This is a genomic window from Bradyrhizobium sp. Ken51 (genome assembly GCF_055807435.1).
Genome location: NZ_JBVVPB010000009.1, coordinates 189,109 through 204,890, shown reverse-complemented (window position 1 = coordinate 204,890; position 15,782 = coordinate 189,109). Strand labels below are relative to the sequence as shown.

Here is a 15,782-nt window from a genome sequence, read left to right as displayed (position 1 = left end):
GACCGGCACGCGAGGAGAAGACGATGAACCAAGAAATTATGAATCTCTTTAATCCGACGACGCCGGCTCAGGTCTTCGACCAGATCCGAATCTCGATCGCGAGCCCCGAGAAGATTCTGTCCTGGTCGTACGGCGAGATCAAGAAGCCGGAAACCATCAACTACCGTACCTTCAAGCCCGAGCGCGACGGCCTGTTCTGCGCCCGCATCTTCGGGCCGATCAAGGACTACGAGTGCTTGTGCGGCAAGTACAAGCGCATGAAGTACAAGGGCATCATCTGCGAGAAGTGCTCGGTCGAAGTCACGCTGTCGCGCGTCCGGCGCGAGCGCATGGGCCATATCGAGCTCGCAGCCCCCGTCGCCCACATCTGGTTCCTGAAGTCGCTGCCCTCGCGCATCGGCCTCCTGCTCGACATGACGTTGAAGGATCTCGAGCGGATCCTCTACTTCGAATATTACGTAGTGCTTGAGCCGGGCCTCACCGCGCTGAAGGACCGTCAGCTCTTGTCGGAAGACGAGTATCTGAAGGCGCAGGACGAATACGGCCAGGATTCCTTCACCGCCATGATCGGCGCCGAAGCGATCCGCGAGCTGCTCAAGGGCATGGACCTCGAGAAGCTCGAGCTGACCTTGCGCGCGGAGATGCAGGAGACCGACTCCGACATCAAGCACAAGAAGCTCGCCAAGCGCCTGAAGATCGTGGAAGCGTTCCGCCACTCCGGCAACAAGCCGGAATGGATGATCATGACCGTGGTCCCGGTGATTCCGCCGGACCTGCGTCCGCTGGTGCCGCTGGACGGCGGCCGCTTCGCGACCTCGGACCTCAACGATCTCTACCGCCGCGTCATCAACCGCAACAACCGCTTGAAGCGGCTGATGGAGCTGCGCGCGCCGGACATCATCATCCGCAACGAGAAGCGCATGCTTCAGGAGGCCGTCGACGCGCTGTTCGACAACGGCCGCCGCGGTCGCGTCATCACGGGTGCCAACAAGCGTCCGCTGAAGTCGCTCGCCGACATGCTCAAGGGCAAGCAGGGCCGGTTCCGTCAGAACCTGCTCGGCAAGCGCGTCGACTATTCGGGCCGTTCGGTGATCGTGGTCGGTCCCGAGCTGCGCCTGCATCAGTGCGGCCTGCCGAAGAAGATGGCGCTCGAGCTGTTCAAGCCGTTCATCTACTCGCGGCTTGACGCCAAGGGCCTGTCCACCACCGTGAAGCAGGCGAAGAAGCTGGTCGAGAAGGAGCGGCCCGAGGTCTGGGACATCCTGGACGAGGTCATCCGCGAGCATCCGGTGCTGCTCAACCGCGCACCGACGCTGCATCGCCTCGGCATCCAGGCGTTCGAGCCCGTGCTGATCGAGGGCAAGGCGATCCAGCTCCACCCGCTGGTCTGCGCCGCGTTCAACGCCGACTTCGACGGCGACCAGATGGCCGTGCACGTTCCGCTGTCGCTTGAAGCGCAGCTGGAAGCGCGCGTCCTGATGATGTCGACCAACAACATCCTGCATCCGGCCAACGGCCAGCCGATCATCGTGCCGTCGCAGGACATCGTTCTCGGTCTCTACTACGTCTCCATCATGCGCGAAGGCCTGCCCGGCGAGGGCAAGATCTTCGGCGAGATGGCGGAACTCGAGCACGCGCTGCACGCGAAGGTCATCCACCTCCACACCAAGATCAAGTACCGGTGGGAAGGCATCGACGATACCGGCAAGATCTCCAAGCGCTGGATCGAGACCACTGCTGGCCGCGTCATGCTGGGCAATCTGCTGCCGAAGAACCCGCGTGTTCCGTACGAGATCATCAACAAGCTGATGACCAAGCGCGAGATCTCCGGCGTTATCGACCAGGTCTACCGTCACTGCGGTCAGAAGGAGACGGTGATCTTCTGCGACCGCATCATGGCGCTCGGCTTCTACAACGCGTTCAAGGCCGGCATCTCGTTCGGCAAGGACGACATGGTCGTTCCGCACTCCAAGTGGAAGATCGTCGACACCACCCGTACGCTGGCGAAGGATTTCGAGCAGCAGTACAACGACGGTCTGATCACCCATGGCGAGAAGTACAACAAGGTCGTCGACGCCTGGTCGAAGGCCACGGAAGAAATCGCCAAGGCGATGATGAAGGAGATCTCCTCGACCAAGAAGACGGCGAGCGGGGCGGATGCCGACATCAACTCGATCTACATGATGGCTCACTCCGGTGCCCGCGGTTCGCCGGCCCAGATGCGCCAGCTCGCCGGCATGCGCGGCCTGATGGCCAAGCCGTCGGGCGAGATCATCGAGACGCCGATCATCTCGAACTTCAAGGAAGGCCTCTCAGTGCTCGAGTACTTCAACTCGACCCACGGCGCCCGCAAGGGCCTCGCGGACACCGCGTTGAAGACCGCGAACTCCGGCTACCTGACCCGTCGTCTGGTCGACGTCGCGCAGGATTGCATCATCACGCAGGACGATTGCGGCACCAAGCTCGGCATCAAGATGCGCGCCATCGTCGATGCCGGCACCGTGGTCGCTTCGCTCGGCTCGCGCATCCTCGGACGCACGGCCTGCGAAGACGTGCGTGACAGCACCGGCAAGGTGATCTTCAAGCGCGGTACGCTGATGGAAGAGAGCCATCTGGATGCCATCCAGCAGGGCGGCGTCCAGGAGGTGAAGATTCGCTCGGCGCTGACCTGCGAGCTCGTCAACGGCATCTGCGGCAAGTGCTACGGCCGCGATCTCGCTCGCGGCACGCCGGTCAACCACGGCGAAGCGGTCGGGGTCATTGCGGCCCAGTCGATCGGCGAGCCGGGCACCCAGCTCACCATGCGCACCTTCCACATCGGCGGTGCGGCGCAGCTGAACGAGCAATCTTTCGTCGAATCCAACTTCGACGGCAAGATCGTGATCAGGAACAAGGCCATCGCCCGCAACAGCGAAGGCCACCTCGTCGCGATGGTTCGCAACATGGTGATCGCGATCGTCGATGCCGACGGCACCGAGCGTGCGACGCACCGTATTCAGTACGGTTCGCGCCTGCACGTCGACGAGGGCGACATGGTCAAGCGTGGCCAGCGTATCGTCGAATGGGATCCCTACACCCGTCCACTCCTCACCGAGGTCGAAGGCACCATCGGCTTCGAGGATCTGGTCGAGGGACAGTCGATCTCGGAAACGCTCGACGAGGCCACCGGTATTGCCAAGCGCGTGGTCATCGACTGGCGCTCGATGCGCGGCGGCGGGGACCTGCGTCCCGCCATCGTGATCAAGGGCAAGGACGGCAAGGTGCTCAAGCTCGCCCGTGGCGGCGATGCCCGCTACATGCTGTCGGTCGACGGCATTCTGTCGGTCGATGTCGGAGCCAAGGTCCAGGCGGGCGACATTCTCGCCCGTGTCTCGACCGAAAGCGCCAAGACGCGTGACATCACCGGCGGTCTGCCGCGGGTGGCGGAACTGTTCGAGGCTCGGCGTCCGAAGGATGCGGCGATCATCGCCGAAATCGCGGGCACCATCCGGTTTGGGCGCGACTACAAGAACAAGCGTCGCATCTCGATCGAGCCGATGGACAAGACCGACGAGCCGCGCGAGTACCTGATCCCGAAGGGCAAGCACATCCACCTTCAGGACGGCGACGTCGTCGAAAAGGGCGACTTCATCGTGGAAGGCAACCCGGCGCCGCACGACATTCTGGCGGTCAAGGGCATCGAGGAACTCGCGGCCTATCTGGTCAACGAGATCCAGGAGGTCTACCGGCTCCAGGGCGTGCTCATCAACGACAAGCACATCGAAGTGATCGTCCGTCAGATGCTCCAGAAGGTGGAAGTCACCGATCAGGGCGACACGGACATGATCTCGGGCGAGCAGATCGACAAGATCGAGTTCGACCAGATCAACGCGAAGGCCAAGGAAGAGGGCAAGAAGATCGCCACGGGGACGCCGGTTCTGCTCGGCATCACCAAGGCGAGCCTTCAGACCCGCTCCTTCTTCTCGGCGGCCTCGTTCCAGGAGACCACCCGCGTCCTCACGGAAGCGGCGGTCAACGGCAAGGTCGATCCGCTCGAAGGCCTCAAGGAGAACGTCATCGTCGGCCGGCTCATCCCGGCAGGCACCGGCGCCTCCATGGCGAAGATCCGCGAAGTCGCGGTGAAGCGCGACAAGATGATCCTCGACGAGCGCGAGAAGCAGGCGGCGGTCGTGCCGCCGGCGCCGGAAGTGGAGCCGATGGCGCTGCCACCTGCGGAATAATCGTTCATCCGTAGGAATACCGAGGACACTGAAAAGGCCGGCGCAAGCCGGCCTTTTTGCTGCTTTGTTTCCCTGTTGCGGTGCAGGATCAACCTTTGTTCATCTTTCCTTCAGGCGCAAAAGCGCTTCTGCTAGGAGAGCTTAGACCGGTGGTCCCGTGAAGGGGGCGGGCCGGAGACCACGGAATTCTCATGCTTGATCTCGCAATCGTAGGCGGCGGCCCCGGCGGGCTGATGAGCGCTTGGTATCTGAAGCGCAAGCTCGGCGACCTCTGCCGCGTCACCATCTACGAGGCGTCCGACCGGCTCGGCGGCAAGATCGTCACGCGCAAATTCGATTCCGCGCCCGCGATGTACGAGGCCGGCGTTGCCGAGATCTACGACTACTCGATGACCGGGCCGGATCCGTTGCGCGAGCTGATCCAGCATTTCGGCTTGCAGACCATTCCGATGGATGCCGAGCAGGTCCAGTTCGGCGGCGAGCTCCTCAACGACGTCGCGGGTATGCGCCGCAAATACGGGGCCAAGACCGCGGACGCGATCGAGGCGTTCCGCAAGCGTTGCGCCGAGACGATGACACCGATCGAGTATTACGAGGGCGTCGGCGCGCACGACAACGAGAATCCCTGGGCCTACAAGACCGCCGAGCAGGTGCTCGACGAGGAGGTCGAGGACGAGACCGCAAAGCGATTCTTCAAGGTGATGGCGCGCTCGGACCTCGCGACCGAGAGCCACAACACTAACGGGCTCAACGCGCTCAAGAACTACCTGATGGATGTCGACGGCTATATCGGCCTCTATTCCATCCAGAACGGCAACGAGCAGCTCATCGAGTGCCTCCAGTCGGAGGTCAATGCCGACATCCAGCTCAATCACCGAATCCTCACGGTCGGCAAGGCGCCGACCGGCCGCTATCAACTCAAGATGATGAACGGCAAGGGGCCGGAGACGCGCGACTTCGACCTCGTGCTGGTCTGTCTGCCGCATTCCTGGCTCGGGACCGTCGGCTGGGAGGGCGAACAGCTCCGCAAGTCGATGGTCAAGCACGTCTCGTACTTCGACCGTCCTGCGCACTATTTGCGTGTCTCGATCCTGTTCGACACCCCGTTCTGGGGCGACAAGATCGCCGGCGCCTGGTTCATGTCGGAAGCCTTTGGCGGTTGCTGCGTCTATAACGAGGGCGCGCGCCATGATGTGGGCAAGCACGGCGTGCTGAACTGGCTGATTCCGGGCTCCGACGCCCTGGCCTTTGCGAATCTCTCCGACCAGGAACTGATCGACGCCGCGCTGAAATCGCTGCCGGCATCGCTCGGCGATGCACGCGCCCATTTCCTGGAAGGCAAGATCCACCGCTGGCTGTCATCGGTGAACGCGATTCCGGGCGGCTTGCCTGTACGCGACGTCATGACCAATCACCGGCCCGAGCCGAAGGAACATCCCGGAATCGTGGTGGTCGGCGACTATCTGTTCGACTCGACGCTGAACGGCCTGCTCGATTCCTCGGATGCGGCGACCGACATCATCTTGACCGAGATGATGCGCCTGCGCCGCGAACGTTCGCAGGACGACAAGCCGCTCTCGGACAAGATCGATCGCGACTATTTTGACAATTATCGCGGCCAGGGTCCTTACAGCGAAGCGTGGCAACACTTCACGGATCCCGACTATCTCACAAAACTGATCGGCATCGTCTGGGGCAAAGCCAAAGGCACGAAGCTCTTGATCGCGGGCTCGGCCAGCGGCGAGCTTGTCGGCGCCCTGCGCGACCGCGGCATCGATGCCTTCGGCATCGAGAACAACCGCGGCATTCACGCCAGAACGCCGAAGGCGCTGAAGAAGTACAACAAGCTCGGTTCGATCACCGACATGCCGTTCAAGGACGGTGCGTTCGACTTCGTATTCGAGACCAGCCTCTGCCATCTTTCCCCGAAGCAGGTGGTCCGTGCGATCAGGGAGCTGAACCGCGTGGTCAAGACCGGCCTCGTGTTCGGCTCGGTCACCTCGGACATGGCGCCGGCACTGATCGACCGCTACGACCTTCTGCGCGGGGTCAAGAAGCTCGGCACCTGGTGGGAATGGTCCGAACTGTTCTTCGGCAACGGCTTCGACCTGTCGATGCACCGCAAGGACTGCACCGACGCGCTCTGGGAGGCGACGCTCGCCGCCAACAAGGGCCCGGGGCAGTGGTACGCCGACGCCGATTCCTTGCGCTATTCCTTTTTCGACAAGGTCGAGGACGAGGAAGACGACTAGCCGCCTGAAGCGGGCGCCTTCGCCAATTGTTTTGCCGAATTCATCTTGATCGCATAGAATCGATGCAATAGCGGTTGCCGCTATCTCCTGCTTTCTCTGCGGTCATGCCGGCCGTCAGCATCGGTTGGTTTCATGGCGTCCAAGCCCCTCCCGCCCGACAAACAGAAGCTCGCCGCGGAAGAGGCGGCCGAGCTCGACGACAAGCTCGTCCCTACCGCCAAGCCGGACCTCGAAGTCGAGGAGGACGATGAAGACGATGAGGATGGCGGGCTGGAGCTCGATGACGACGATGAGGACGAGGACCTCGTCGTCTTTACCGCGCGCGAGGCCGCCGGCGCGCTCGCGACCATCCTGGGTTTCGTCAAACCCTTCCTGGTCAACTACAAGCAGATGCTGTCGTTCGTGGCGTTCGGCGTCTTCGTCGAGACGCTATTCAACGTCATCATGCCGCTCAGCCTGAAGTACCTGATCGACGACGCGCTCGGCGAGGAGGATTTCCAGGCGCTGTACAAGATCCTCGGCGTGCTCGCGGTCGCAGGCATCTTCACCTCGATCGTCGCGGTCTGGTACGAACGCTGGGATGCACGGCTTGCGGCGTGCATCATCTCCGATGTCCGCAAACGGCTGTTCGAGCACGTCCAGGACCTGCCGGCAGCCTATTTCGGCCGCACCAAGCGCGGCGAGATCCTGTCGCGCTTCTCGGTCGATCTCGCGGCCTTCGAGGGCTCGGTCAAGACCTTCGCCAACAGCGCGGCGCTGCCGTTCCTGGAGTTGATCGCGGGCATCATCCTGATGGTGTTCCTGAACTGGCAGCTCGCGGTGGTTGCGCTGCTGGTGTTTCCGATCACGCTGATCGGTCCCCGCATACTCACGCCGAAGGCTGTTCAGGCCAATTACGAGCAGAAGCTCAACGAGTCCGCGCTGCTCGGCATGGTGCAGGAGAACGTGGCAGCCCAGGCCGTGATCAAGGCGTTCAGCCTGCAACGCAGGATGTTCGGCTTCTTCACCTTTCGCAACGACGAGACGCGAAACAGGATGGCCTCGGCGACGTTCCTGTCGACCATGGTGGAGCGGACGGTCACCATCTCGGTGCTGCTCTTGCATCTCGTCGTGCTCGCGATCGGCGCGTATCTGGCGACGAAGGGGCAGATCACCATCGGCACCTTCGTCACCTTCGAGAGCGCGTTCTGGGAGGTGTCCTACAACATCGCCCATGTGATGCATTTCATCCCCGTGTCGATCTCCTCGGCAGCCGCGATTCGTCACATGCAGGAGCTGCTCGACGAGCCCACGCGCAGCGCCGATCGTGCCGGCGCGCCCGATCTGCCCCGCATCACCAATGACATCACCTTCGACCACGTGACGTTCCAGTACGAAGGCAGCCAGACGCCGGTGCTGGACAATCTCAGCCTCAAGCTCAATGTCGGCAAGCGCATTGCCATCGTCGGTCCCTCGGGTTCCGGCAAGAGCACGCTGCTGAATCTGATCCTGCGGCTCTATGTGCCGGACGAGGGGCGCGTCACCATCGACGGCGTCGACGTCCGCAAGGTAACGCTGGATTCGCTGCGCCGGAGCATGGCGGTGGTGTTCCAGGAGAACATGCTGTTCAACATGTCGATCCGAGAGAACATCCGGCTCGGCAAGGAGGGCGCGAGCGACGAGGAGGTGGAGGAGGCGGCCAAGAAGGCCGAGATCCACCGCTACATCATGAGCCTGCCACAGCGATACGACACGCCGGTGGGCGAGCGCGGCGATACCTTGTCGGGCGGCCAGCGCCAGCGCATCGCGATCGCGCGCGCGGTCATTCGTAATCCCTCGGTGCTGCTGCTGGACGAAGCCACTTCGGCGCTCGACCAGACCACGGAAGCCGCGATCAACCGCACGCTGCTGAAGGTTGCCAAGGGTCGCACCATGATCTGGTCGACCCACCGACTGACCTCGGTGGTCGAGATGGACGAGATCATCGTGATTTCAGGGGGCAGGGCGATCGAGCGCGGCTCGCATGCCGAGTTGCTCGCCAAGAACGGCACCTATCGCAAGCTGTGGAACGACCAGATCCACCAACCTCATGGCGCGCCGGCTCACGTCGACGAGGACAGCGACGATGACGAAGAGGATGATGACGACCTCGACGAGGACGATGAGGAGGAGTGACCGAGGAAGTTCGGCTCCAGATGGACGGCTCCTCCAAGCGGCCGCAATAGCCCCTGAACCGACCAGGCAATGAAGCGTGCCCAGCGCTGCGCCGCCCAATAGGGGCTCGTCGCAATCGAGACCGAGCGGAAGTCGAACGCCTTCGCCGCCGACCAATCGTCGCACGCCCGCTTGACCGGATCTGCGTAGAAGGCGGCGATCTTGCTTGTATCCATCCCGTCGGAAGCCAGCCACTGCGGGATGTAAACGTTGCAGAGCCGCTCGATGTCGGTGAACACCTTGTCGCAACCGGTGCCGGCGGCGGGGCAGGAGGTCGAGAAGGCATCGCCAACCAGCACGAGGCCGGGTTGGCCGCTTGCATCGTTCACATAGAGATCGACCGGGCGGATTTTCAGCTCACCGGGAATGTCGAATGGTCCGGTGATGCGCTTGAGCCGTGGCAGCGCGGCGTTCAGCGTCTCGGCGGGCGCGCGGCGCAGCTCACGCAGCCAGGGATCGTCGAAGCTGCGATAGACGAACAGATTGGCGCGCATCCGCGTTCCGATCGGAAACAGCGTGAGGTAGGGGATGCGGTCGCTCGGCCGTTCCGAGAAATAGGTCAGCGCCGGGAAGTCGAACGAGGCCCGTCCTGCGGGCACCACGTCGAACCCGATCGAAATCGAATGGCAGGGACTAACGATCTTTCGCGCGATTCCCAGCTGGTGGCGCAGGCCAACGTTGAGTCCATTGGCGAGCACGACCAGCCGGGCGGAGACCATCTCGTCGCTGGAGAGAGTGACCTTCTGCCGCTCCGCACTTGTTTCGACCGAGACGGCCTTGGCGCAGATGCGCTCGACACCGGCGGGAATTTCGTCGCGGACAGCGCTGACGAGGGAATCGTAGGGGATGTTGAACTGCCGGCTTGGCGCCTTGTCGAGAAGACGGCCGAAGCGCGCGATCCAGTTCTCACCCACAAAGGTCGCGCGGCGCAGCACCGATTCGGCGATTCCCGTCTGAAGGAATCGCCCGACCTGCACGTGGCCGCTGAGTTTTTCGACTCGAAAATCCGCCGAATAGCTCTCCTGCGGATCGATCAGGATGGTCGAAATGCCGCTACGGCCGAGCATCGCGGCGGCGGTAGAGCCGGACAATCCCCCGCCGATAATGGCAATGTCGGTGTACCGCATGGCGCCAATCTCTGCCCAAGGCGGCACATTGACGCTCCAACAGGAAAGAAAGCCTTAGCCAACGGTTATAAAAGTATATTTAACCCGGGTATAAATAGGATTCGAGGTGGCGGAGCGCGCTCCTCATTTCCATATCGGGAAGGCGCAGCGAGCGACCCAGGAAGCAATTTCGACAGGCGCGGGAAGCGCTTCTGACTGACGTTTCGCCTTGACTTGACCGACTCCCACTTATAGAACCCCCTCACTTAACGACAGGCGGTGAGCATCGCCAACGTCGGAACGGGCCACCTGTTTGATCCCCCGGGATCGCCAAGACAGGCACCAACCTCGACGAATGCCGCTCAAACGCTGTCGATCATAGCTAGGCAATGCCAGTGCGATTTTAGGTCTCTTGAGCATGTTCTCTCGAGATCGAATTCGGATGCATGACCTCGGTGCGCGGGCCGTAGCTGCAAGCTGACGGTTCAACTACTGCGGTCCTCTGTGGCGTCGAAGCGCTTTCCGCCCGTTGATGGGTGGTTGGCGCGATTTCGCTTTGTGCGGATTGTTCCGCGGAAGGCGGCCTCGTCGGGCGGGTAGCTCGAAAGAATTTGCGGACCCGGTGACGGGCCGCGGCAGAACACAAAGGGTAATGCCAGGATGCCGACGATCAACCAGCTGATCGCTCAACCGCGGGAAGTGCAGAAGTCGCGCAAGAAGGTGCCGGCGCTGCAGCAGTCGCCGCAGAAGCGCGGTGTTTGCACGCGCGTTTACACCACGACCCCGAAGAAGCCGAACTCGGCGCTTCGTAAGGTTGCCAAGGTGCGCCTGACCAACGGCTTCGAGGTGATCGGTTACATCCCCGGTGAAGGCCATAACCTCCAGGAGCACTCCGTGGTCATGATCCGCGGCGGTCGCGTCAAGGACTTGCCCGGCGTGCGCTACCACATCCTCCGCGGCGTTCTGGATACCCAGGGCGTCAAGAACCGTAAGCAGCGCCGTTCGAAGTACGGCGCCAAGCGTCCGAAGTAAGCGGGAACCAGGTCCATGTCTCGTCGCCATTCTGCCGAAAAGCGCGAAGTCCTTCCCGATCCGAAGTTCGGGAACATCATCGTCACGAAGTTCATGAATTCGGTGATGTACGCCGGAAAGAAGTCGGTCGCCGAAGGTATCGTCTACGGCGCATTCGGCCTCATCGAAAGCAAGACCAAGCAGAACCCGCTCGGCGTGTTCGAGCAGGCACTCGAGAACGTCATGCCGACGATCGAAGTGCGCTCCCGCCGCGTCGGCGGCGCGACCTATCAGGTTCCGGTTGAAGTTCGCTCGGTGCGCCGTCAGGCGCTGGGCATTCGCTGGCTGATCTCGGCTGCGCGCGATCGCAACGAGAAGACGATGACCGAGCGGCTCTCTGCGGAGCTCCTGGACGCGTCGAACAACCGGGGTAACGCCGTCAAGAAGCGTGAAGACGTGCACCGGATGGCGGAAGCCAACCGCGCCTTCTCGCACTATCGCTGGTAACGGCGACACACGGAATCTAAGGAACACTCCATGCCCCGCGTTCATGCCATAGAGAACTACCGTAACTTCGGTATCATGGCGCATATCGATGCCGGCAAGACCACGACCACCGAGCGCATCCTCTATTACACAGGCAAGAGCCACAAGATCGGCGAAGTGCACGAAGGTGCCGCGACGATGGACTGGATGGAGCAGGAGCAGGAGCGCGGCATTACGATTACGTCGGCCGCGACCACCGCGTTCTGGGAAGGCAAGCGTCTCAACATCATCGACACTCCCGGCCACGTCGACTTCACCATCGAAGTCGAGCGCAGCCTGCGCGTGCTCGACGGCGCCGTGTGCGTGCTCGACTCGAACCAGGGCGTCGAGCCCCAGACCGAGACGGTCTGGCGCCAGGGCGACAAGTACAAGGTTCCGCGCATCGTCTTCGCCAACAAGATGGATAAGACCGGCGCCGACTTCTACAAGTGCATGCAGGATATCGTCGATCGCCTCGGCGCAAAGCCGATCGCGATCCAGCTTCCGATCGGCTCGGAGAACAACTTCAAGGGTCTGGTCGATCTCGTCCGCATGAAGGGCGTGGTCTGGGAAGAAGAGAAGCTCGACGCCAAGTTCGTCGACATCGATATTCCCGAGGACATGGTCGAGAAGGCCAAGGAATATCGCGAGAAGCTGTTGGAGGCGGCCGTCGAGCTCGACGACGACGTTCTCGCCGCTTACCTCGACGGCAATGAGCCCGATCAGGCGACGTTGAAGCGCTTGATCCGCAAGGCCGTGCTGACTGGCGCGTTCTTCCCGGTATTGTGCGGCTCGGCCTTCAAGAACAAGGGCGTGCAGCCTTTGCTCGACGCGGTCGTGGATTATCTGCCGTCGCCGGTTGACGTGCCCGCGATCAAGGGCGTCGATGAAGACGGCAACGAGGTCGTTCGCCGGCCCGACGACAAGGAGCCGCTGGCTCTGTTGGCGTTCAAGATCATGGACGACCCGTTCGTCGGCACCATCACCTTCTGCCGCATCTATTCCGGCACGCTGCTGTCGGGTACCGGCGTCATCAATTCGACGCGCGACCGCAAGGAACGCATCGGCCGCATGTTGCTGATGCATGCGAACAACCGCGAAGACATCAAGGAAGCCTATGCCGGCGACATCGTTGCACTGGCTGGCCTGAAGGAAGCCCGCACCGGTGACACGCTGTGCGATCCCGACAAGGCGGTGATCCTCGAAAAGATGGAATTCCCCGAGCCGGTCATCGAGATCGCGATCGAACCGAAGTCCAAAGCCGACCAGGAAAAGCTCGGCGTGGCGCTGGCGAAGCTCGCCGCGGAGGATCCGTCCTTCCGCGTGTCGACCGACCAGGAGTCCGGCCAGACCATCCTCAAGGGCATGGGCGAACTCCATCTCGACATCAAGGTCGACATTCTTCGCCGCACCTACAAGGTCGATGCCAACATCGGCGCGCCGCAGGTGGCGTTCCGTGAGCGCGTCACCAAGCGGGCCGAGGTCAAGTACACCCACAAGAAGCAGACCGGCGGTACCGGTCAGTTCGCGGAAGTGTCGATCGTGGTCGAGCCGAACGAGCCCGGCAAGGGTTACGAGTTCGAATCCAAGATCGTCGGCGGTGCGGTTCCGAAGGAATACATCCCCGGCGTCGAAAAGGGCCTCAACAGCGTGATGGGCTCCGGTGTCGTCGCGGGCTTCCCCGTGGTCGACGTCAAGGTTCAGCTCGTCGACGGCAAGTATCACGACGTCGACTCGTCGGCGCTCGCCTTCGAAATCGCTTCGCGTGCTGCATTCCGCGAAGCCTTGCAGAAGGGCAAGTCCGTCCTGCTCGAGCCGATCATGAAGGTCGAAGTGGTGACCCCGGAAGATTACACCGGATCGGTCATCGGCGACCTGAATTCCCGGCGCGGTCAGATCCAGGGTCAGGACATGCGCGGCAACGCCAACGTCATCAACGCGATGGTGCCGCTCATGAACATGTTCGGTTACGTGAATAACCTGCGCTCGATGAGCCAGGGTCGCGCAACCTTCACCATGCAGTTCGACCACTACGCAGAAGCGCCGGCCAACGTGTCGGCAGAAGTCCAGAAGAAGTTTGCCTGATTGTCGTCGGTCTCGAACTGACGATTGAACGGAGAGTCAAATGGCCAAAGCAAAGTTTGAACGTAACAAGCCGCACTGCAACATCGGCACCATCGGTCACGTCGACCATGGCAAGACGTCGCTGACCGCGGCGATCACCAAGGTCCTCGCCGAAGCCGGCGGTGCGACGTTCACGGCGTACGACCAGATCGACAAGGCGCCGGAAGAGAAGGCGCGCGGTATCACGATCTCGACGGCGCACGTCGAATACGAGACCAAGAACCGCCACTACGCGCACGTCGACTGCCCCGGCCACGCCGACTACGTGAAGAACATGATCACCGGCGCTGCCCAGATGGACGGTGCGATCCTGGTCGTGTCGGCCGCTGACGGTCCGATGCCGCAGACCCGCGAGCACATCCTGCTCGCCCGCCAGGTCGGCGTTCCCGCGCTCGTCGTGTTCCTCAACAAGTGCGACATGGTCGACGATCCGGAACTGCTCGAGCTCGTCGAGCTCGAGGTTCGCGAGCTGCTCTCGAAGTACGAATTCCCGGGCGACACTATCCCGATCATCAAGGGCTCGGCGCTCGCCGCTCTCGAAGATTCCGACAAGACCCTCGGCCATGAGGCCATCCTCGAGCTGATGAAGCAGGTCGACGCTTACATTCCGCAGCCGGAGCGTCCGGTCGACCTGCCGTTCCTGATGCCGGTTGAAGACGTGTTCTCGATCTCGGGTCGCGGCACCGTCGTGACCGGCCGTGTCGAGCGCGGCATCGTCAAGGTTGGCGAGGAAATCGAGATCGTCGGTCTGCGCGCCACGCAGAAGACCACGGTCACCGGCGTCGAAATGTTCCGCAAGCTGCTCGATCAGGGCCAGGCCGGCGACAACATCGGTGCGCTGCTTCGCGGTACCAAGCGTGAGGACGTCGAGCGCGGCCAGGTGCTGTGCAAGCCGGGTTCGGTCAAGCCGCACACCAAGTTCAAGGCTGAGGCCTACATCCTCACCAAGGAAGAGGGCGGTCGCCACACTCCGTTCTTCACCAACTACCGTCCGCAGTTCTACTTCCGCACCACCGACGTGACCGGTGTCGTGCATCTGCCGGAAGGCACCGAGATGGTGATGCCGGGCGACAACATCGCGATGGAAGTGCACCTGATCGTGCCGATCGCGATGGAAGAGAAGCTCCGCTTCGCAATCCGCGAAGGTGGCCGCACCGTCGGCGCCGGCGTCGTCGCCTCGATCATCGAGTAATTACGAGAATAGGGATCGGCGAATAGCGAATGTGACATTCGCTATTCGCTATTCGCCACCCCACTGAAGAAAGACCACGGCAATGAACGGCCAAAACATTCGCATCCGTCTCAAGGCGTTCGACCATCGTATCCTCGATACGTCGACCCGCGAGATCGTGAACACGGCGAAGCGCACCGGCGCGCAGGTCCGCGGACCCATTCCGCTGCCCACCCGCATCGAGAAGTTCACCGTCAACCGTTCGCCGCACGTCGACAAGAAGAGCCGCGAGCAGTTCGAGATGCGCACTCACAAGCGCCTGCTCGACATCGTCGATCCGACCCCGCAGACCGTCGATGCTTTGATGAAGCTCGACCTGGCCGCCGGTGTCGACGTCGAGATCAAGCTCTAAGATTTTTGGATCACGTTCGCCACTAGCGGACAGAAAGAACAGGAAGCACGCCGATGCGCTCCGGAGTGATCGCACAAAAGGTCGGGATGACGCGGGTCTTTACAGAGGCCGGCGAACATATCCCCGTGACCGTGCTGAAGCTCGGCAATTGCCAGGTCGTAGGCCACCGCACCGAAGAGAAAAACGGTTATGTCGCGCTCCAGCTTGGTTCTGGCAGCCGCAAGACCGTGTACATGCCCAAGGCGGAGCGCGGCCAGTTCGCGGTCGCCAAGGTCGAGCCGAAGCGGCAGGTCGAGGAGTTCCGCGTTTCCGCGGATCAGATGATCCCCGTCGGTGCCGAGATCCTGGCCGACCACTTTGTCGTCGGTCAGTTCGTCGACGTCACCGGCACCTCGGTCGGCAAGGGTTTTGCCGGCGGTATGAAGCGCTGGAACTTCGGCGGTCTGCGCGCCACCCACGGCGTCTCGGTCTCGCACCGTTCGATCGGTTCGACCGGTGGCCGTCAGGACCCGGGCAAGACCTGGAAGAACAAGAAGATGCCCGGTCACATGGGCGTCGACCGCATCACCACGCTCAACCTTCGGGTCGTCCAGCTCGATGTCGAGCGCGGCCTGATCCTCGTCGAAGGCGCCGTTCCCGGCTCCAAGGGCGGCTGGATCCGCGTGCGCGACGCCGTCAAGAAGCCGCTGCCGAAGGAAGCTCCGAAGCCCGGCAAGTTCAAGGTTGCTGGCGAAGCGGACGCTGCTCCGGCTGCGCAGGAGGCGTGAG

The 15,782-nt window shown here is 62.3% G+C and carries 10 protein-coding genes; 9 read left to right on the top strand and 1 reads right to left on the bottom strand.

The genetic code is table 11. The features are described from left to right. The first annotated feature begins 23 nt into the window (after positions 1 to 23). The 3 genes from rpoC to AC0L27_RS17875 all read left to right on the top strand — a co-directional run bounded on the left by rpoC (position 24) and on the right by AC0L27_RS17875 (position 8,626). A complete protein-coding gene (rpoC, locus tag AC0L27_RS17885) occupies positions 24 to 4,220 on the top strand; it encodes a DNA-directed RNA polymerase subunit beta' (protein ID WP_275168106.1) in 4,197 nt (1,398 codons plus the stop codon). 191 nt (positions 4,221 to 4,411) lie between these two features. Beyond that, positions 4,412 to 6,472: an FAD-dependent oxidoreductase gene (locus tag AC0L27_RS17880; RefSeq protein ID WP_354209260.1), complete on the top strand. Its 2,061-nt coding sequence runs from the start codon at positions 4,412 to 4,414 to the stop codon at positions 6,470 to 6,472. Positions 6,473 to 6,604: 132 nt separating this feature from the next. Then, positions 6,605 to 8,626 carry an ABC transporter ATP-binding protein gene (locus AC0L27_RS17875; protein ID WP_354209262.1) on the top strand — a complete coding sequence of 674 codons (2,022 nt, stop codon included), beginning with the start codon at positions 6,605 to 6,607 and terminating at the stop codon, positions 8,624 to 8,626. Here AC0L27_RS17875 and AC0L27_RS17870 read toward each other — a convergent pair. Continuing rightward, entirely contained in the window at positions 8,554 to 9,792 is a 1,239-nt protein-coding gene (locus AC0L27_RS17870; RefSeq protein ID WP_354209263.1) for an FAD-dependent oxidoreductase, read from the bottom strand. The genes AC0L27_RS17875 and AC0L27_RS17870 overlap by 73 nt on opposite strands. 639 nt (positions 9,793 to 10,431) lie before the next feature. On the opposite strand from AC0L27_RS17870, the gene rpsL reads away from it, so the two are divergent. The 6 genes from rpsL to rplC all read left to right on the top strand — a co-directional run bounded on the left by rpsL (position 10,432) and on the right by rplC (position 15,781). Next, positions 10,432 to 10,803 carry a 30S ribosomal protein S12 gene (gene rpsL / locus AC0L27_RS17865; RefSeq protein WP_007603006.1) on the top strand — a complete coding sequence of 124 codons (372 nt, stop codon included), beginning with the start codon at positions 10,432 to 10,434 and terminating at the stop codon, positions 10,801 to 10,803. Between the two features lie 15 nt (positions 10,804 to 10,818). Continuing rightward, the gene (gene rpsG, locus AC0L27_RS17860; protein WP_007603009.1) at positions 10,819 to 11,289 is read left to right on the top strand and encodes a 30S ribosomal protein S7; all 471 of its coding nucleotides are present in this window, start codon (positions 10,819 to 10,821) and stop codon (positions 11,287 to 11,289) included. Positions 11,290 to 11,319: 30 nt separating this feature from the next. Continuing rightward, entirely contained in the window at positions 11,320 to 13,392 is a 2,073-nt protein-coding gene (gene fusA, locus AC0L27_RS17855; protein WP_275168101.1) for an elongation factor G, read from the top strand. 40 nt (positions 13,393 to 13,432) lie between these two features. After that, positions 13,433 to 14,623 carry an elongation factor Tu gene (tuf, locus tag AC0L27_RS17850; RefSeq protein ID WP_007603012.1) on the top strand — a complete coding sequence of 397 codons (1,191 nt, stop codon included), beginning with the start codon at positions 13,433 to 13,435 and terminating at the stop codon, positions 14,621 to 14,623. Positions 14,624 to 14,705: 82 nt separating this feature from the next. Then, positions 14,706 to 15,014, top strand: coding sequence for a 30S ribosomal protein S10 (rpsJ, locus tag AC0L27_RS17845; RefSeq protein ID WP_002712302.1), 309 nt, complete (start codon positions 14,706 to 14,708; stop codon positions 15,012 to 15,014). 53 nt (positions 15,015 to 15,067) lie between these two features. Further along, positions 15,068 to 15,781, top strand: a complete 714-nt coding sequence (gene rplC, locus AC0L27_RS17840; RefSeq protein WP_007603016.1) for a 50S ribosomal protein L3 — start codon at positions 15,068 to 15,070, stop codon at positions 15,779 to 15,781. Position 15,782 lies beyond the last annotated feature (1 nt).

Excerpts from the sequence above, each read along its gene's own strand:
- rpoC (WP_275168106.1), top strand. The coding sequence starts at position 24 with ATGAACCAAGAAATTATGAATCTCTTTAATCCGACGACGCCGGCTCAG.
- AC0L27_RS17880 (WP_354209260.1), top strand. The coding sequence starts at position 4,412 with ATGCTTGATCTCGCAATCGTAGGCGGCGGCCCCGGCGGGCTGATGAGC.
- AC0L27_RS17875 (WP_354209262.1), top strand. The coding sequence starts at position 6,605 with ATGGCGTCCAAGCCCCTCCCGCCCGACAAACAGAAGCTCGCCGCGGAA.
- AC0L27_RS17870 (WP_354209263.1), bottom strand. The coding sequence starts at position 9,792 with ATGCGGTACACCGACATTGCCATTATCGGCGGGGGATTGTCCGGCTCT.
- rpsL (WP_007603006.1), top strand. The coding sequence starts at position 10,432 with ATGCCGACGATCAACCAGCTGATCGCTCAACCGCGGGAAGTGCAGAAG.
- rpsG (WP_007603009.1), top strand. The coding sequence starts at position 10,819 with ATGTCTCGTCGCCATTCTGCCGAAAAGCGCGAAGTCCTTCCCGATCCG.
- fusA (WP_275168101.1), top strand. The coding sequence starts at position 11,320 with ATGCCCCGCGTTCATGCCATAGAGAACTACCGTAACTTCGGTATCATG.
- tuf (WP_007603012.1), top strand. The coding sequence starts at position 13,433 with ATGGCCAAAGCAAAGTTTGAACGTAACAAGCCGCACTGCAACATCGGC.
- rpsJ (WP_002712302.1), top strand. The coding sequence starts at position 14,706 with ATGAACGGCCAAAACATTCGCATCCGTCTCAAGGCGTTCGACCATCGT.
- rplC (WP_007603016.1), top strand. The coding sequence starts at position 15,068 with ATGCGCTCCGGAGTGATCGCACAAAAGGTCGGGATGACGCGGGTCTTT.